This is a genomic window from Klebsiella sp. BIGb0132 (assembly GCF_024810075.1).
Classification (GTDB): Bacteria; Pseudomonadota; Gammaproteobacteria; order Enterobacterales; family Enterobacteriaceae; genus Klebsiella; species Klebsiella terrigena.
This window is the reverse complement of the sequence record NZ_JANUDW010000003.1, coordinates 169,126-186,157: the sequence shown is the minus strand read 5'-3', so window position 1 is coordinate 186,157 and position 17,032 is coordinate 169,126. Positions and strand designations below refer to the sequence as shown.

Genomic DNA, 17,032 nt, shown 5'->3' with positions numbered 1-17,032 from the left:
GGTTAATTGAAATGGAAAAAGTATGAAGAACTGGAAAACGCTGCTTCTCGGTATCGCCATGATCGCGAATACCAGTTTCGCTGCCCCACAGGTGGTCGATAAAGTAGCGGCTGTCGTCAATAATGGCGTTGTTCTTGAAAGCGACGTCAATGGCCTGATGCAATCGGTTAAGCTTAACGCCGGCCAGGCCGGCCAGCAGCTGCCGGATGATGCCACCCTACGTCATCAGATCCTCGAAAGACTGATTATGGACCAGATTGTTTTGCAGATGGGCCAGAAGATGGGCGTGAAAATCTCTGACGACCAGGTCGATCAGGCGATTGCCAACATCGCGAAGCAGAACAACATGAGCATGGATCAGATGCGCAGCCGTCTGGCCTATGACGGTCTGAACTACGCCACCTACCGTAATCAGATCCGCAAAGAGATGCTGATTTCAGAAGTGCGTAATAACGAAGTGCGTCGCCGCATTACCGTGCTGCCGCAGGAAGTTGAATCTCTGGCAAAACAGATTGGCGATCAGAACGATGCCAGCACCGAGCTCAACCTGAGCCACATCCTGGTTCCGCTGTCGGAAAACCCAACCTCTGACCAGGTTGCTGCCGCGCAGGAGCAGGCGAACTCTATCGTTGAGCAGGCGCGCAGCGGCGCGGACTTCGGCAAGCTGGCGATCAGCTACTCTGCCGACCAGCAGGCGCTGAAAGGCGGCCAGATGGGCTGGGGTCGTATTCAGGAGCTGCCGGGGATCTTCGCCCAGGCGCTGAGCACCGCGAAGAAAGGCGACATCGTCGGCCCGATCCGCTCCGGCGTTGGCTTCCATATCCTGAAAATCAACGATATGCGCGGCGAAAGCAAGAATATCTCCGTGACCGAAGTCCACGCTCGCCACATTCTGCTGAAGTCGTCGCCGATCATGAACGATGCCCAGGCGAAGGCCAAGCTGGAGCAGATTGCAGCGGACATTAAGAGCGGGAAAACCACCTTCGCTAAAGCAGCGAAAGAGTTTTCTGAAGATCCGGGCTCTGCTAACCAGGGCGGCGATTTGGGCTGGGCAACCACCGATATCTTCGACCCGGCGTTCCGCGATGCGCTGATGCACATGAGCAAAGGCCAGACCAGCGCTCCGGTGCACTCCTCCTTCGGCTGGCATCTGATCGAGCTGCTGGACACCCGCCAGGTTGACAGAACCGACGCGGCGCAGAAAGATCGCGCCTACCGGATGCTGATGAACCGTAAGTTCTCGGAAGAAGCGGCAACCTGGATGCAGGAACAGCGCGCCAGCGCTTACGTCAAAGTTCTGAGTAACTAATTTACCGCCCGATACGCCAGACGTTCCACGCGTATCGGGCGGCAAGCGCATAGCGCCCCCGGGCCGACCGATGAGCCCACGGGGCGATGCCGCTGACCTTAACGTTGCCTGCGACGGCCCCAAACGGGCAAGGCTCATGGATGAACCGCCAACGGCGTAGCCAACCAGGAAATAGCCTGAAGGATGAAGTGTATGAATCGTGTTGTCATCACTCCCGGGGAACCTGCCGGGATTGGCCCTGACCTCGTCGCGCAGCTTGCGCAGCGCGACTGGCCGGTTGAACTGGTGGTTTGCGCCGATGGCGCACTGTTATCTGACCGAGCCCAACGGCTCGGTCTTCCTTTATTGCTTCAGCCCTACGACCCGTCCCGCCCCGCCGCCCCGCAGCGCGCCGGCACCCTGACCCTGCTTCCCGTCACGCTGAACGCCCCGGTAACGCCCGGCGTGCTGGACGTGCGCAACGGCAGCTACGTGGTGGAAACCCTGGCGCGCGCCTGCGACGGCTGCCTGAACGGTGAGTTTGCGGCATTAATTACCGGGCCGGTCCATAAAGGCAATATCAACGACGCTGGGATCGCCTTCACCGGACATACCGAGTTCTTCGAAGAGCGGGCGCAGGCCAGTAAAGTGGTGATGATGCTGGCAACGGAGGAGCTTCGCGTCGCGCTGGCGACCACGCATCTGCCGCTGAAAGCGATCAGTGACGCCATTACCCCCGACCTGCTGCGTGAAGTCATCACCATCCTTGACCACGATCTGCGGCACAAGTTTGGCATTGCCCATCCGCACGTGCTGGTCTGCGGCCTGAACCCGCACGCGGGAGAAGGCGGCCACATGGGCACGGAAGAGATCGACACCATCATTCCGGTGCTGGAAGAGATGCGCGCCCTGGGGATGAATCTCAGCGGGCCGCTGCCGGCTGATACCCTTTTTCAGCCCAAATATCTCGACCACGCCGATGCGGTGCTCGCGATGTACCACGATCAGGGTCTTCCCGTGCTAAAATACCAGGGCTTCGGCCGTGGCGTGAACATTACGCTCGGTTTACCCTTTATTCGAACCTCCGTTGACCACGGTACCGCGCTGGAACTGGCGGGCCTGGGGAAAGCGGATGTCGGCAGTTTTATCACGGCGCTTAATCTCGCCATTAAAATGATTGTTAATACGCAATGAATAATCGAGTCCATCAGGGCCACTTAGCCCGTAAACGCTTCGGGCAAAACTTTCTCAACGATCGGTTTGTGATCGACAGTATTGTCTCGGCCATTAATCCACAGAAAGGTCAGGCGATTGTCGAAATCGGCCCGGGCCTGGCCGCGCTGACCGAGCCGGTAGGCGAACGTCTGGACGAGCTCACCGTTATCGAGCTGGACCGCGACCTGGCCGCCCGCCTGAAAACGCACCCGTTCTTAGGGCCAAAGCTGACCATTTATCAGCAGGATGCCATGACCATGAACTTCGGCGAGCTGTCGCAGAACATGGGTCAGCCGCTGCGCGTGTTCGGCAACCTGCCTTACAACATCTCCACGCCGCTGATGTTCCACCTGTTCAGCTATACTGATGCCATTGCCGACATGCACTTTATGCTGCAAAAAGAGGTCGTCAATCGCCTGGTTGCCGGTCCGAACAGCAAGGCGTATGGTCGACTGAGCGTCATGGCGCAGTATTACTGCCAGATAATCCCGGTGCTTGAAGTCCCGCCGACCGCCTTTACGCCGCCGCCTAAAGTCGATTCCGCCGTGGTGCGCCTGGTGCCCTATCGCACGCTGCCGCATCCGGTCAAAGAGGTTCGCGTACTGAGCCGAATCACCACCGAAGCGTTCAACCAGCGCCGGAAAACGATTCGCAACAGCCTCGGCAATCTGTTCAGCGTTGAAGTGCTGACCGAGCTGGGCATCGACCCGGCGAAACGTGCAGAGAATATTTCCGTGGCGCAGTATTGTCAGCTAGCTAACTGGTTAACTGAAAACTCGCCCACCAAGGAGAGCTAACCATGATCAATTCGCCCCGAGTTTGTGTACAGGTACAAAGCGTCTATATCGAATCGCAGTCTTCTCCGGAAAACGATCGTTACGTCTTCGCTTATACCGTCACCATCCGCAACCTGGGGCGGAGTCAGGTTCAGCTACTTGGCCGCTACTGGCTTATCACCAACGGTCACGGTCGTGAGACTGAGGTTCAGGGTGAAGGGGTTGTCGGCGAGCAGCCGCATATTCCCGCTGGCGGGGAGTTTCAATACACCAGCGGCGCGGTTATTGAAACGCCGCTGGGTACCATGCAGGGACATTACGCTATGATCGACGTGAACGGTGCGCCGTTCTCCGTCGACATCCCTGTTTTCCGTCTCGCAGTACCAACGCTCATTCACTAAAACCATGTCTACATACCTTATTGGCGACGTTCACGGTTGCTACGATGAACTGATCGCATTATTAAAGCAGGTTGCGTTTACTCCCGGCAGCGATACGCTGTGGCTCACCGGCGATTTGGTCGCCCGCGGCCCGGGCTCGCTGGAGGTTTTACGCTACGTAAAATCCCTGGGCGACAGCGTGCGTATTGTCCTCGGCAATCACGATCTCCATCTGCTGGCGGTCTTCGCCGGCATTAGCCGCAACAAGCCGAAAGATCGCCTCAAGCCGTTGCTGGAAGCGCCGGATGCCGATGAGCTTCTCAACTGGCTGCGCCGCCAGCCGCTGATGCAGATTGATGAAGAGAAAAAGCTGGTGATGGCCCATGCCGGCATCACGCCGCAGTGGGATCTGCCAACGGCGCTGCAGTGCGCGCGCGACGTTGAAGCGGTGCTCTCCAGCGACTCCTATCCGTTCTTCCTCGACGCTATGTATGGCGACATGCCCAACAACTGGAGCAGCGAGCTGAGCGGCCTTGCGCGACTGCGTTTTATCTCCAACGCCTTTACCCGCATGCGCTACTGTTTCCCGAACGGGCAGCTGGATATGTATGCCAAAGAAGCGCCGGAGGACGCCCCGGCGCCCCTGAAGCCGTGGTTTACCATCCCCGGACCGGTAGCGAACGAGTACAGCATAGCCTTTGGCCACTGGGCTTCGCTGGAGGGGCGCGGGACGCCTGAGGGCATTTATGCCCTGGATACCGGCTGCTGCTGGGGGGGCGATCTCACCTGCCTGCGCTGGGAAGACAAGGCGTACTTCACCCAGCCGTCGAACCGGCAGAAGGATCTGCATGAGGGTGAGGCGGTCGCCTCCTGAGAAAGATCCCGGATAGCTGCGCGCTATCCGGATAATCTGAGAAGCCCTGTTCCCGGAAGCTCGGCGCTACCGGGGACGAACTTAGCGACGTTCGAGAACTTCGAAACAGTAGCTGTGCGAGTTCTGCGCGTCGGCGTCGTGGAATTCGCTGAATACCGACTCCCACTGGTCCGGATCGTAATCCGGGAAGTGGGTATCGCCTTCCACTTCAGCATCAATATGCGTCAAATAGAGCTTCTGGGCTTTCGGCAGGAACTGCTCGTACACGCGGCCGCCGCCGATCACCATCATCTCTTCAACGTCGCCGCAGGCGGCAATCGCTTCATCAACCGATTTAACCCACTGCACGCGATCGTCACTCCCGGGCTGGCTGCTGATGACGATATTTTTACGGCCAGGCAGCGGACGACCGATAGATTCCCAGGTCAGACGACCCATAATCACCGGCTTGTTTAACGTATTACGTTTAAACCAGGCGAGATCGGCAGGCAGGTTCCATGGCATGGCGTTTTCCATACCAATGACGCGATCCACCGCTAACGCCGCAATCAGACTGATCATTGAATATTTCCCAAATACAAAAAATTGCCGCCACTATACGGAAAGCATAATACTTCGTCGACTGGACGGAGGGTAAAGAATACGAAAATTTTCGGATTTGCTGGCGAGCCCACGTCAGCCTCGTGAGCCGCCAGATTAGAACGACGCGCTATACCTTAAGCTGAGGGCTTATTCTCCGGCTCATCGGCGATATCACCCGTGTGCCTGCCCTCTTCCGTACCCTGCCAGCCGTGGCGCTGGACCAGCGACAGATGGGTGCGGTCTTCGTTGATAATGCCGGTCAGCATATCGCTGGTGCGCTTAAAGACCGCCACGCGGGAAGCCGAATCGCTTTCCGCCATCTCCACCATCTCTTCCACCATTTTGATATTGAAGCGGCGGAACAGATCGGCGCGCTCGCGCGCCTCGTAGGCGCCGAGGCCGAGGGCCTCCAGCGCCATGCGCCCGGATTTCAGCGCCGCCTCGAAGGTTTCACGCTCGGGCGCCTCGACCCCGGCCTGGCGCAGCTGAATATAGTGATCGATATCGCGGGCCCGCGAGATAATTTGCAGATGCGGGAAGTGCTCTTTCGCCAGCTCAACCAGCTGCAGGCTGGCCTGCGGATCGTCGATGGCGTTGATCAGCACTTCCGCTTTTGCCGCTCCCGCCGACTCCAGCAGATCGGCCCGCGTCGCGTCGCCGTAGAACACCTTCATATCAAATTTGCGCAGCGTCTCAACGTGGTCAGGATCGTGGTCGAGGATGACCATCTTCACGCCGCCGGAGAGCAGCACGCGGCCGGCAATCTGCCCGTAGCGGCCAAAGCCGGCGACAATCACCCGCGGCTGCTCCTCATCAATCTCATCGGCCTCGCGCTCCTGCCCGGAGGATGATTTTTCCAGCCGGGTCAGCAGCACCAGCAGAATCGGCGTCGCCGCCATCGACAGCGCCACCGCCAGGGTCAGCGCCTTAGCCCACTCGCTATCCAGCACCTCGGCCATTTGCGCGGCGCCGAATACCACGAAGGCAAACTCGCTCCCCTGCCCCAGCAGCACCGCAAACCAGCGGCGCTGGGCGCGCGGTACGCCGAGAGGTTTCGCAATCAGCCACAGCATGACGCCTTTAATAACCAGGAAGCCGACCAGCAGAATCAAAATGCGCAGGGGATGACTCACCAGGGTGCCAAAATCTACCGACATCCCGACGCCAATAAAGAACAGCCCCAGCAGCAGGCCTTTGAACGGTTCAATATCGCTTTCCAGCGCGTGACGGTACTCAGAGCTGGCCAGCAGTACCCCGGCCAGGAAGGCGCCCATCGCCATCGATAGCCCGACCTCCTCCAGCAGCAGCCCAAAACCAAAGACCAGGAACAGGGCTACGGCGCTGAACACCTCCCGCAGGCCGGAACGGGCAACGAAGCGCAGCACCGGTCGGGTCAGGTAGCGACCCAGCACCACCACCAGCGCCAGCGCGCCCGCCACCTTCAGCGCCGACAGGGCGAACGCCCACAGCGTGGTTGAGCCGCCGCTGCTGGCGAGCAGCGGGATCATCGCCACCAGCGGGATGGCCGCGATATCCTGAAACAGCAGCACCGCAAAGGCGCTACGCCCCATTTGCGAAACCGTCAGGTTACGTTCATTCATGGCCTGCATCGCGATCGCCGTAGACGACAGCGCCAGCGTCATGCCGATAAGCTCTGCCACCTGCCAGCGCATTCCCAGCAGCATGCAGAACAGGCCAATCAGCGCCCCGCAGGCCACCATCTGCAGCGCCCCGCCGCCAAATACCGAGGCCCGCAGCTTCCACAGGCGCTGCGGGTCAAGCTCGAGGCCGATAACGAACAGCATCAGCACCACGCCGATTTCGGCGAAGTGGAGGATCGTCTCGGCGTCGGTCACCAGCTTCAGGCCCCACGGGCCGATAATACAGCCGGCGATCAAATACCCCAGCACCGAGCCGAGGCCAAGACGGACGGCAATCGGTACGATAAGCGCGGCGGATCCGAGATAGATCAGCGCCTGTATCAGCGTATGGCTATCCATTGTGCGCCTCCTGCCATTCGATTAAGCGTTGTCGATAGTGGCGCGCCTGCGCCTGGAGGGTTTCATCGTCGCAGATAAACGTGCAGTGCATCGCAAACGGCGGCAGCCACTTCATCCCGCAGTACAGGCCGGTGGCCTGCAGCGGCTGGGCCAGCACCTCAAAACCGGGGAAGGAGCCAATATCGAAGTGGCTTTCGCCGCCGCCGGTGGTGACCGCCCACATCAGCGATTTACCGCGCAGCGCGATGCCGTTATGACCGTAGGCCCAGCCGTGCGACAGCACCTTGTCCATCCACAGCTTCAGCAGCGGCGGGACGCTGTACCACTGTAAGGGATGCTGCCAGATAACCAGATCCGCGCGGGCCAGCGCCGCCTGTTCGGCGGCGACGTCGATATTAAAATCGGGGTAAAGTTGATAAAGAGAGCGTATTTCTACGCCGTCCAGCGTCCCTGCCTGCTCAAGCATCCGCTTATTCGCATGCGAGTGATGCGGATAGGGATGGGCATAAATTATCAGAATCATTGATTAGCCTGCGTTAACTCTTGTTGTAATCTGCAAGAGTGTAGTCAGTTAATCGAAGCGCTTACAATGATAACTGTGATTTATGTCGCCTTAGCTTACGCGTTCCGCGGCTGCTTGCCGACGCTGACCTCCGGCTCGCTGACGACAAGATCGCAGCGCTTCGGCAGCAGGAAGGTCATGGTTCCGGCAATGAGCAACGACCCGGCAAGCGCGCAGACCGCCACGTTTTGCCCGTAGAGGTAGATCATCACGCCCACCAGGTAGGGGCCGCAGAAGCCGCCGAGATTGCCGAGGCCGTTAATCACCCCGCGCGCGCTGCCGGCCACTTCCGCTGAGGCAATCCGCCCCGGCATCGACCAGAACGGACTGGTGGCCGATTTAAGGAAGAAGCCGCAAATCACCAGCGCGATATAGGCGGCGACCACGTGGTCGCGCAGCACCACCGACGCCACCAGCGCGGCGGCAAAGCTGTAGAGCGAGAAGCGGACCCACAGTCGGCGCTTGCCGCTGCGATCGCTAAACAGTGAAATCACGTAGATCCCGGCAAGGGTGGCGACGAACGGCAGCACCGCCAGCAGGCCAACGCTGGCCATGTTACCGCCGGTCAACCCTTTAAGAATGGTCGGCAGCCACAGGGTGTAGCCGTAATCGCCGGTCTGGTAGAAGAAGTTGAGGATCACCAGCTTCATCAGTCCGGAATTGCGGAACACGTCTTTTACCGGCGCGTTGCTCACCGCATCTTCAGCAAGCTTTGCCGCCCGCTCGGCGGCAAGGGTGGTGACCAGATAGTCGCGCTCCTTCTCCGGCAGCCAGCGGGCCTCTTCCGGACGATCGCTAATCATGAACCACCACACCGCCAGCACTACCAGCGACAGCAGCCCTTCGATAATAAACAGCCAGCGCCAGTCGAGTGCGGCAATAATAGCGCCGGAGACCGGAGCGGTCAGCATGCCGCCCAGCGGAGCAAACATCATGACGAAGGCGTTGGCCCGGCCCAGCTCTTTTTCCGGGAACCAGTTGCTGACCATCGTCAGGACCACCGGCAGCATCCCGCCCTCGGAAACGCCGAGAATAAAGCGCAGAACCAGCAGCTGATATTCGTGGGTCACAAAGCCGGTCGCCACCGACACGATCGCCCAGGCCACCAGCGACCAGGCAATAAAACGTTTTCCGCTGCCGTTAACCGCAATCCGCCCACCGGGTATTTGCAGAAATAAATAGCCAATAAAAAATATACCGCTAGCAACGCCGGCCATCTGGCTGGTAATACCTAAATCCTCTTCCATGCCGCCGGGCAAAGCAAAACTAATATTAACCCGATCCATAAACGAAATAATACAGGCGATCAACACCGGCGTAATAATACGCAGCCAGCGGGTGCTGGGAATTTTATCATTCATATTTCGCACTCTCTATGCAGAGGTTATCATTGTCATTTAAGAACCTGTCCCACCAGGTTCTTATTGGCGCTGGGTACAAAAATAAGAGCGCTAATTAATAGCGTTAGGCAGCGGCTTGCCGGAAAAATAAGCGGCGACGTTAGCAAAAACCACATCGCTCATTTTCTGGCGGGTTTCATGGGTTGCGCTGGCCACGTGCGGTTGCAGGACCACGTTGTCGAGCGCAATCAGCTCGGCGGGAACCCGCGGTTCATCCTCAAAGACGTCGAGAGCGGCCCCGGCGATAACACCGTTCTGTAACGCCTGAATCAGCGCCTTTTCATCGACCAGCGATCCCCGGGCGATGTTGATAAGCCACGCCCGTTTCGGCATCACGTTAAAGACCGAGGCATCGATAATCCCGCGGTTGGCTTCACCGCCGGAGGCGGCGATCACCAAAAAGTCGCTTTCATGGGCCAGGGTATGCAGGTCGGCGCACCACTGATAATCGAGTCCGGCAACCTGCTTACGGTCGGTATAGAGCACCTGCATATCAAAACCGCGGGCGCGGCGGGCAATGGCCTGGCCGATGTTGCCCATCCCCAGAATGCCGATACGCTTGCCGCTGACCTGAGTTGCCAGCGGCAGGCCGCCGTTCAGCCAGCGGCCTTCACGCACAAAACGGTCCCCCTGACACAGCTGGCGCGAGCCGGCCAGCAGCAGCCCCATCGCCAGATCGGCGACATCGTTGGTCAGCACGCCGGAGGTAATGGAGACGGCAATCTGCCGGGAGCGGACGTACTCTAAATCCACCGCGTCGGTGCCGACGCCGAAGATAGCGATCAGGCCAACGTGCGGCAGCAGCTCCAGCACCCCGTTCTGCACGCCGACGTCCCCGCGGGTCACCACGGCCGCCACGTTCTCCCCCTGCTCGCGCAAAAAGGCGATCGGATCGTCCTGCTCGTACAGGCGCAGCAGCGGGAATTCGGCGGCCAGCTGCGCCTGTAAGGTCTCAATAACGGGGGCGACTAAAAGGACGGAGCGGGTAATAGCACTATTCATCGGATCACCTGTTTGAAGTTTCATAACGACTGTAGCCACTATCAAACGGGTTTTTGTCGCAGCGTTTTGCGATCTGCATCACGCTGAATCGTGTTAAAAATAGCTGTTACACCGTCCGTGATCGATAAGACAAAACCCGCGGATTGCGGGCCTCGAGCGGATCGTACGTTAACTTTCTGCTAACATGGCGCCATCGCCACGCCGCAGCCGCTATATGGTCTCACCCATCGACAGGCGATAGTGCAGATCGACCTTTTCAATAGTCGGCAGCCCTTTGATTTTTTTGATTAATATTTCGGTTGCCACCTTGCCCATTTCAAAGCGCGGCGTCAGGACGCTCGCCAGACGCGGGGAGATAATCTGGCCGATTTCCAGGCCATGAAAACCGGCTATCGCCAGCTCTTCAGGTACGTTGATACCTGATGCCAGGCACTCCTGTAACACGCCAACTGCCAGATCGTCATTGGTGCACAGAATGCCGTCCATGCGGGCATACATCTGACGCGCCAGGGTCATCATCCCGGTACCGATCGATACCGACGACACCTTGTTTGGCGCGATGCGCCCCACCGTCAGCCCGGCATTTTCCATCGCCTGGCAGTAGCCGGCGTAGCGCTGCTCGTCGCGCACGTCGGACATCGCGCCAAAATAGACGATCTGCCGTTTGCCGCTCGCCAGCAGCATATTGGTCATATCGAAACCGGCCTTGAAGTTGTCAAAACCCACGTTGATACGCCCCGGGTTGTCGGTCAGGCCCATCACTTCCGCAACGGGAATTTTCGCCGCATTGAGGTACTTATCGGCCCGCAGGGTATGAGCCGATTCGGTCAGCAGCAGGCCCTTGACGTTAAAGGCCAGCACGGCGGCTATCTGCTCCTCTTCGCGCTGGCGGTCATAATCATAGTTCACCACCAGCGTCTGATAGCCGTGCGCGGCGGTAACCGATTCGATACCGGCCAGCAGGTCAGCAAAGATTTGGTTATGAAAGGAGGGGATCAGTACGCCAATGCGCGGCACGACGACGCCGATCATCGCCGGGTTGTCGGGGTCGGGCTCGTAGCCAATTTCAGCAATTACGCTGGCGATGCGCTCTGCCGTCTCCGGTTTAACTTTATCCGGCGTACGTAAATAGCGGCTGACGGTCATTTTGGTTACGCCAGCCAGCGCTGCAATATCATTGAGCGTTATGCGTTGTGCTTTCATCTACCTGCCCGTCAAATACGTCCACTGCATCAGGTTATTATGCCTGCCGATGAACAAAAAGAGAATCGAACCTCACTCTCGTTAACCCCTTGAGTAACGGGAATTTACGCCCGGCTTCACGTTTAATGTAACCCCTTTTCGTAACACCGTTTTGAGTGATCTCGATCACGGTTTTACCCGGCAAAAATCCGTGAGATAGAGCACGGGTTCTTCCGCTTTACCTTTTCGTGAATCAGGAATAAAAGCGAACACCGTCATTTATATTCAGCCGTTAATCAGGATATCAAGATGAAAGATCTTTTCAGCTTACAGGGCAAACGAATTTTAATTACTGGCGCCGGGCAAGGCATTGGTTTTGTCATGGCCCAGGGCCTTGCACAATATGGCGCAGAAATTATTATCAACGATATTTCCGCCCCCCGTGCAGATGATGCGGTCATGAAATTACGTGATGAAGGTGCCATCGCTCATGCGGCGGTATTTAATGTTACCGATGCTGATTCCGTCGAGCAGGCCATTGGTAAAATCGAAGAAGAAATTGGCGTCATCGACGTATTATTTAATAATGCGGGCATTCAGCGACGCCATCCGTTTACCGAGTTTCCGCTGCAGGAATGGAACGATGTTATTTCCGTGAACCAAACCGCGGTATTTCTCGTCTCCCAGGCGGTGGCGAAGCGGATGGTCGCTCGCCAGCGCGGGAAAATCGTCAATATCTGCTCAATGCAGAGCGAGCTTGGTCGCGACACCATCACGCCGTACGCTGCCGCCAAAGGCGCGGTAAAAATGCTGACCCGCGGCATGTGCGTCGAGCTGGCGCGCTATAACGTCCAGGTCAACGGCATCGCGCCGGGCTACTTTAAAACCGCCATGACCCAGGCGCTGGTTGATGACAAAGCTTTCACCGACTGGCTGTGCAAGCGCACGCCGGCCGCCCGCTGGGGCGATCCGCAGGAGCTGGTTGGCGCCGCGGTGTTCCTGTCCTCTAAAGCCTCTGATTTCGTCAACGGCCATCTGCTGTTCGTCGACGGCGGTATGCTGGTTGCAGTCTAAGTAAGGAGCGCATTATGGCAGGGCAATGCATTATTTTGATGGGTGTCTCAGGCACCGGAAAGACCACCGTCGGCCAGGCGTTAGCCCAGGCGCTCGGCGCAAAATTTATCGACGGAGACGATCTTCATCCGCGGCAGAACATCGTCAAAATGGCCGCCAGCCAGCCGCTCAATGACGAAGACCGGGGACCGTGGCTGGAGAGGATCGCGGACGTGATATTCAGCCTTGAGCAGAAGAATGAATCGGGCGTGCTGGTGTGCTCGGCGCTGAAAAAGCGCTACCGCGATCGGCTGCGCGAAGGCAGCGGCAGCCTGCGCTTTCTGTGGCTGACCGGTGAGTACGAATGCATTCTGCAGCGGATGCAGCAGCGTAAGGGGCACTTTATGCCGGAGGCGCTGCTGCGCAGCCAGTTTGCCGCCCTGGAGGCACCGGACGCCAGCGAGCGCGATATTTTAGCCGTTGATATTGCCCCCGACGTCGCCAGCATCGTGGCGCAGTCATTAAATTTACTTGAGCCTCAATCACTACAGGGAATGCCGGCATGATTATTGATACCTTAGCCGCCGCGGCCAAAAATACGTTCTACCCGTCGGTTATTCGTCAGGCGCTGCAGGCTGTCGCCCAGCAGGACCCGCACTCCCTGCCGCCGGGGAAATATACGGTCGATGGCGATAACCTGTTTTTCACCGTCGTCGAAGGCCAGACGCGCCCGCTGGCGGAACAGCGCCCGGAGTACCATCGTCAGTACATCGATATTCATATCGTGCTGGCAGGGACTGAGATTATTGGGGCGGGAAATAAAGGGCTAACCATCACCGCGGACGGGCCGTTTAAGGACGCCCATGATATTGGCTTTTGCACAGAAATTAGCAGCGAAACGCTGATTCACTTACATCCTGAGGAGCTGGCGATTCTGTTTCCCGGCGAGCTTCATCGGCCGATGGGTGCCATGGATGCCGGCGCGCCGCTGCGTAAAATTATCGTCAAAATAGACCACGCCCTGCTGTAAAACCGCTCGCGATAACCGGCCCCGCACTCACCCTCGCGGGGCCATGGATAACGATTAGTTATCCAGCTCGTCCATCGATTTCACCTGATCGCGATTGATCTGTTCGGTGCGGCCGGTTGCGGCATTTTTGTACGAGACCATGCCGGTATCGCTATCCACCTGCGGCTTGCCGTCGGTGACGATGGTTCTGCCATCAGTGGTTTTCAGGGACTGGTTCGATGAACACCCCGCCACAAACAACACCGCCGTCGCTGCCAGCGCGGATGCCACCAGAATTTTGTTCCGCATTGTATCCTCCTGTTTTTCCGTCAATGAGTATTGTTATCGTGCTAATTATAGTTAGCCCGAGCCGGGAGGAAGTTAAAAGCAGAACTCTCCGAAGATGACCGACATAAAAAAAACGGGCCGACGATAACGTCAGCCCGCTTTGTTGCGTATCCGGCAGCGCCGGCACGGCTTATTTTTTGATTTGCGCGTGCATTTCCTGAACCGAGGTCACTTTCTCCATAGCGTTGGCGTTCAGCGCCATCGCCGTGGCGAAGCCGCCGTTCAGAGTGGTGTCGTAGTGCACCTTGTACTGCAGGGCGCTGCGGCGAATCAGCTTGGAGTCTTCAATCGCCTGGCGACCTTCGGTGGTGTTGATGATGTAGGTGTATTCGCCATTCTTGATACGGTCCTGAATATGCGGACGACCTTCATGCACCTTGTTCACCAGACGCGGGTTGATCCCGGCTTCACCGAGGACAATCGCGGTCCCGTGGGTAGCATCCAGTTCGAAACCAAACTTCAGCAGCTTAGCCGCGAGGTCCACCACGCGCTCTTTGTCGCCTTCACGAACGGAGAGCAGCGCGCGGCCCTGTTTTTTCATCGTCGAGCTGCTGCCCAGCTGCGCCTTGGCGAACGCTTCCGCAAAGGTGCGGCCGACGCCCATCACTTCCCCGGTAGAGCGCATTTCTGGCCCTAACAGCGGGTCAACGCCCGGGAACTTGTTGAACGGCAGCACCACTTCTTTTACCGAGTAATACGGCGGGATAATCTCTTTGGTCACGCCCTGCTGAGCCAGCGTTTGGCCGGCCATGACGCGTGCCGCCACTTTCGCCAGCGGAACGCCGGTGGCCTTGGAGACAAAGGGTACGGTACGCGCCGCGCGCGGGTTCACTTCAATCAGATACACTTCGTTGTTTTTGACCGCGAACTGCACGTTCATCAGGCCGCGAACCTGCAGCTCGAAGGCCAGCTTCTGCACCTGCTCGCGCATCACGTTCTGGATGTCCTGGCTCAGGGTGTAGGCCGGCAGCGAGCATGCGGAGTCGCCGGAGTGAACGCCGGCCTGCTCGATGTGCTCCATAATGCCGCCAATCAGCACCATCTCGCCGTCGCAGATAGCGTCAACGTCGACTTCTACCGCATCGTCAAGGAAACGGTCCAGCAGCACCGGCGCGTCGTTAGAGACGCTTACCGCGGTCTGGAAGTAGCGACGCAGGTCGACTTCGTCGTAAACGATTTCCATCGCCCGACCGCCAAGAACGTAGGACGGACGCACCACCAGCGGGTAGCCAATCTCTTTTGCCTTCTCAACGGCCATTTCAATCGCGGTTACGGTGGCGTTCGCCGGCTGTTTCAGCTTCAGACGGTCAACCGCCTGCTGGAAACGCTCGCGGTCTTCCGCACGGTCAATCGCGTCCGGGCTGGTGCCGATAACCGGCACGCCGGCCGCTTCCAGCGCGCGCGCCAGCTTCAGCGGAGTCTGGCCGCCGTACTGGACGATAACGCCCTTCGGCTTCTCGATACGCACGATTTCCAGCACGTCTTCGAGGGTCACCGGCTCAAAGTACAGGCGGTCGGAGGTGTCGTAGTCGGTGGAGACGGTTTCCGGGTTACAGTTAACCATAATGGTTTCGTAACCATCTTCGCGCAGCGCCAGCGAGGCGTGCACGCAGCAGTAATCGAATTCGATACCCTGGCCGATACGGTTCGGGCCGCCGCCAAGCACCATAATTTTATCGCGGTCAACCGACGGGTTCGCTTCACACTCGTCTTCATAGGTGGAGTACATGTAGGCGGTATCCGTTGAGAACTCCGCCGCACAGGTATCCACGCGCTTGTAGACCGGGTGCAGGTTGTACTGGTCGCGCAGCTTGCGGATTTCCGCTTCGCGCACGCCCGCCAGCTTAGCCAGACGCGCGTCGGCAAAGCCTTTACGCTTCAGCATCCGCAGGAAGTCAGCATCAAGGCCGTTGATGCCGGCCTCTTCCACTTTCTCTTCCAGACGCACCAGCTCTTCAATCTGCACCAGGAACCAGCGATCGATGTTGGTCAGGTTGAAGACGCCGTCGACGGACAGGCCCGCGCGGAAGGCGTCGGCGATGTACCAGATACGCTCGGCGCCGGCGTCTTTCAGCTCGCGGCGAATTTTGGTCAGCGCTTCCGGGTCGTCGAGGCTCACTTTAGGGTCAAAGCCGGTTGCGCCCACTTCCAGGCCGCGCAGCGCTTTCTGCAGCGACTCCTGCTGGGTGCGGCCAATCGCCATCACTTCGCCGACCGATTTCATCTGCGTGGTCAGGCGGTCGTTAGCGCCGACGAACTTCTCAAAGTTGAAGCGCGGGATCTTGGTGACGACGTAGTCGATAGAGGGTTCGAACGATGCCGGGGTACGCCCGCCGGTGATGTCGTTCATCAGCTCGTCAAGGGTGTAGCCCACCGCCAGCTTCGCCGCCACTTTGGCAATCGGGAAGCCGGTCGCTTTCGAGGCCAGCGCCGACGAGCGCGATACGCGCGGGTTCATTTCGATAACAATCAGGCGACCGTCTTTCGGGTTCACCGAGAACTGAACGTTGGAACCGCCGGTTTCCACGCCGATTTCGCGCAGCACCGCCATCGAGGCATTACGCATCACCTGATACTCTTTATCGGTCAGGGTCTGCGCCGGGGCCACGGTGATGGAGTCGCCGGTATGGATGCCCATCGCGTCGAAGTTTTCGATGGAGCAGACGATGATGCAGTTGTCGTTCTTATCGCGCACCACTTCCATCTCGTACTCTTTCCAGCCGATCAGCGATTCATCGATCAGCAGTTCGTTGGTTGGAGAGAGATCGAGGCCGCGGGTACAGATTTCTTCAAACTCTTCGCGGTTATAGGCGATACCGCCGCCGGTTCCGCCCATGGTGAAGGAGGGACGGATGATGCACGGATAGCCCACGTCAGCGGCAACCGCCAGCGCTTCTTCCATGGTGTGCGCGATACCGGAACGCGCGGTGTCGAGGCCAATTTTTTTCATCGCCACGTCGAAGCGACGGCGGTCTTCCGCTTTATCAATCGCATCGGCGGTGGCGCCAATCATGGTCACGCCGAATTCGGCCAGCACGCCCTGACGTTCCAGCTCCAGCGCGCAGTTCAGCGCGGTCTGGCCACCCATGGTCGGCAGTACGGCGTCCGGACGCTCTTTTTCGATGATTTTACGTACCACTTCCCAGTGGATCGGCTCAATATAGGTGGCATCGGCCATTTCCGGGTCGGTCATGATGGTGGCTGGGTTAGAGTTCACCAGAATGACGCGGTAACCCTCTTCGCGCAGGGCCTTACAGGCCTGGGCGCCAGAGTAGTCAAATTCACAAGCCTGGCCGATAACGATCGGGCCAGCGCCAAGAATCAGGATGCTTTTTATGTCTGTACGTTTTGGCATGGCTTT

At 58.4% G+C, this 17,032-nt stretch carries 16 protein-coding genes; 8 read left to right on the top strand and 8 right to left on the bottom strand.

Going from position 1 to position 17,032, the window contains the following annotated elements; all coding sequences use genetic code 11:
* The first annotated feature begins 22 nt into the window (after positions 1 to 22).
* From surA to apaH, 5 genes are all read left to right on the top strand, one after another.
* Positions 23 to 1,309, top strand: a complete 1,287-nt coding sequence (surA, locus tag M2416_RS12415; protein WP_041144013.1) for a peptidylprolyl isomerase SurA — start codon at positions 23 to 25, stop codon at positions 1,307 to 1,309.
* Positions 1,310 to 1,492: 183 nt separating this feature from the next.
* Entirely contained in the window at positions 1,493 to 2,482 is a 990-nt protein-coding gene (gene pdxA, locus M2416_RS12410; protein WP_041144012.1) for a 4-hydroxythreonine-4-phosphate dehydrogenase PdxA, read from the top strand.
* Entirely contained in the window at positions 2,479 to 3,300 is an 822-nt protein-coding gene (rsmA, locus tag M2416_RS12405) for a 16S rRNA (adenine(1518)-N(6)/adenine(1519)-N(6))-dimethyltransferase RsmA (RefSeq protein ID WP_041144011.1), read from the top strand. Before pdxA ends, rsmA begins: the two co-directional genes overlap by 4 nt.
* A gap of 2 nt (positions 3,301 to 3,302) precedes the next feature.
* Positions 3,303 to 3,680 carry a Co2+/Mg2+ efflux protein ApaG gene (gene apaG, locus M2416_RS12400; protein WP_041144010.1) on the top strand — a complete coding sequence of 126 codons (378 nt, stop codon included), beginning with the start codon at positions 3,303 to 3,305 and terminating at the stop codon, positions 3,678 to 3,680.
* A 4-nt stretch (positions 3,681 to 3,684) separates the two neighbouring features.
* Positions 3,685 to 4,533: a bis(5'-nucleosyl)-tetraphosphatase (symmetrical) ApaH gene (apaH, locus tag M2416_RS12395; protein ID WP_076946413.1), complete on the top strand. Its 849-nt coding sequence runs from the start codon at positions 3,685 to 3,687 to the stop codon at positions 4,531 to 4,533.
* 81 nt (positions 4,534 to 4,614) lie between these two features.
* Here apaH and folA read toward each other — a convergent pair whose 3' ends face one another.
* From folA to M2416_RS12365, 6 genes are all read right to left on the bottom strand, one after another.
* Entirely contained in the window at positions 4,615 to 5,094 is a 480-nt protein-coding gene (gene folA / locus M2416_RS12390; protein ID WP_041144008.1) for a type 3 dihydrofolate reductase, read from the bottom strand.
* Between the two features lie 155 nt (positions 5,095 to 5,249).
* The gene (gene kefC / locus M2416_RS12385) at positions 5,250 to 7,115 is read right to left on the bottom strand and encodes a glutathione-regulated potassium-efflux system protein KefC (protein WP_076946414.1); all 1,866 of its coding nucleotides are present in this window, start codon (positions 7,113 to 7,115) and stop codon (positions 5,250 to 5,252) included.
* Complete coding sequence (gene kefF / locus M2416_RS12380) at positions 7,108 to 7,638, bottom strand: glutathione-regulated potassium-efflux system oxidoreductase KefF (RefSeq protein ID WP_041144006.1); 531 nt, start codon at positions 7,636 to 7,638, stop codon at positions 7,108 to 7,110. The genes kefC and kefF overlap by 8 nt, the downstream gene beginning before the upstream one ends.
* A gap of 95 nt (positions 7,639 to 7,733) precedes the next feature.
* Positions 7,734 to 9,038 carry an MFS transporter gene (locus M2416_RS12375; protein ID WP_237375723.1) on the bottom strand — a complete coding sequence of 435 codons (1,305 nt, stop codon included), beginning with the start codon at positions 9,036 to 9,038 and terminating at the stop codon, positions 7,734 to 7,736.
* 90 nt (positions 9,039 to 9,128) lie between these two features.
* Positions 9,129 to 10,079, bottom strand: a complete 951-nt coding sequence (locus M2416_RS12370; protein ID WP_076946416.1) for a 2-hydroxyacid dehydrogenase — start codon at positions 10,077 to 10,079, stop codon at positions 9,129 to 9,131.
* A 210-nt stretch (positions 10,080 to 10,289) separates the two neighbouring features.
* On the bottom strand, positions 10,290 to 11,282 hold the full coding sequence (locus tag M2416_RS12365) for a LacI family DNA-binding transcriptional regulator (protein ID WP_045859976.1): 993 nt from the start codon (positions 11,280 to 11,282) through the stop codon (positions 10,290 to 10,292).
* Positions 11,283 to 11,570: 288 nt separating this feature from the next.
* On the opposite strand from M2416_RS12365, the gene idnO reads away from it, so the two are divergent.
* From idnO to M2416_RS12350, 3 genes are read left to right on the top strand one after another with little or no spacing between them, the layout of a single operon-like run.
* Positions 11,571 to 12,335: a gluconate 5-dehydrogenase gene (gene idnO, locus M2416_RS12360; RefSeq protein WP_259224198.1), complete on the top strand. Its 765-nt coding sequence runs from the start codon at positions 11,571 to 11,573 to the stop codon at positions 12,333 to 12,335.
* Between the two features lie 14 nt (positions 12,336 to 12,349).
* A complete protein-coding gene (locus M2416_RS12355) occupies positions 12,350 to 12,880 on the top strand; it encodes a gluconokinase (protein WP_041144001.1) in 531 nt (176 codons plus the stop codon).
* Positions 12,877 to 13,344 (top strand): NanQ anomerase/TabA/YiaL family protein, encoded by a 468-nt coding sequence (locus tag M2416_RS12350; RefSeq protein ID WP_076946418.1) that lies wholly within the window; start codon positions 12,877 to 12,879, stop codon positions 13,342 to 13,344. Before M2416_RS12355 ends, M2416_RS12350 begins: the two co-directional genes overlap by 4 nt.
* Positions 13,345 to 13,398: 54 nt before the next feature.
* Here the strand turns inward: M2416_RS12350 and M2416_RS12345 are convergent, their stop codons facing one another.
* Complete coding sequence (locus M2416_RS12345) at positions 13,399 to 13,632, bottom strand: YgdI/YgdR family lipoprotein (protein ID WP_041143999.1); 234 nt, start codon at positions 13,630 to 13,632, stop codon at positions 13,399 to 13,401.
* Positions 13,633 to 13,801: 169 nt separating this feature from the next.
* Entirely contained in the window at positions 13,802 to 17,026 is a 3,225-nt protein-coding gene (gene carB, locus M2416_RS12340) for a carbamoyl-phosphate synthase large subunit (protein ID WP_041143998.1), read from the bottom strand.
* Between the last annotated feature and the right edge of the window lie 6 nt (positions 17,027 to 17,032).

Excerpts from the sequence above, each read along its gene's own strand:
- folA (WP_041144008.1), bottom strand. The coding sequence starts at position 5,094 with ATGATCAGTCTGATTGCGGCGTTAGCGGTGGATCGCGTCATTGGTATG.
- surA (WP_041144013.1), top strand. The coding sequence starts at position 23 with ATGAAGAACTGGAAAACGCTGCTTCTCGGTATCGCCATGATCGCGAAT.
- M2416_RS12365 (WP_045859976.1), bottom strand. The coding sequence starts at position 11,282 with ATGAAAGCACAACGCATAACGCTCAATGATATTGCAGCGCTGGCTGGC.
- carB (WP_041143998.1), bottom strand. The coding sequence starts at position 17,026 with ATGCCAAAACGTACAGACATAAAAAGCATCCTGATTCTTGGCGCTGGC.
- kefC (WP_076946414.1), bottom strand. The coding sequence starts at position 7,115 with ATGGATAGCCATACGCTGATACAGGCGCTGATCTATCTCGGATCCGCC.
- M2416_RS12370 (WP_076946416.1), bottom strand. The coding sequence starts at position 10,079 with ATGAATAGTGCTATTACCCGCTCCGTCCTTTTAGTCGCCCCCGTTATT.
- M2416_RS12350 (WP_076946418.1), top strand. The coding sequence starts at position 12,877 with ATGATTATTGATACCTTAGCCGCCGCGGCCAAAAATACGTTCTACCCG.
- rsmA (WP_041144011.1), top strand. The coding sequence starts at position 2,479 with ATGAATAATCGAGTCCATCAGGGCCACTTAGCCCGTAAACGCTTCGGG.
- M2416_RS12375 (WP_237375723.1), bottom strand. The coding sequence starts at position 9,038 with ATGAATGATAAAATTCCCAGCACCCGCTGGCTGCGTATTATTACGCCG.
- M2416_RS12345 (WP_041143999.1), bottom strand. The coding sequence starts at position 13,632 with ATGCGGAACAAAATTCTGGTGGCATCCGCGCTGGCAGCGACGGCGGTG.
- apaG (WP_041144010.1), top strand. The coding sequence starts at position 3,303 with ATGATCAATTCGCCCCGAGTTTGTGTACAGGTACAAAGCGTCTATATC.
- pdxA (WP_041144012.1), top strand. The coding sequence starts at position 1,493 with ATGAAGTGTATGAATCGTGTTGTCATCACTCCCGGGGAACCTGCCGGG.
- M2416_RS12355 (WP_041144001.1), top strand. The coding sequence starts at position 12,350 with ATGGCAGGGCAATGCATTATTTTGATGGGTGTCTCAGGCACCGGAAAG.
- idnO (WP_259224198.1), top strand. The coding sequence starts at position 11,571 with ATGAAAGATCTTTTCAGCTTACAGGGCAAACGAATTTTAATTACTGGC.
- kefF (WP_041144006.1), bottom strand. The coding sequence starts at position 7,638 with ATGATTCTGATAATTTATGCCCATCCCTATCCGCATCACTCGCATGCG.
- apaH (WP_076946413.1), top strand. The coding sequence starts at position 3,685 with ATGTCTACATACCTTATTGGCGACGTTCACGGTTGCTACGATGAACTG.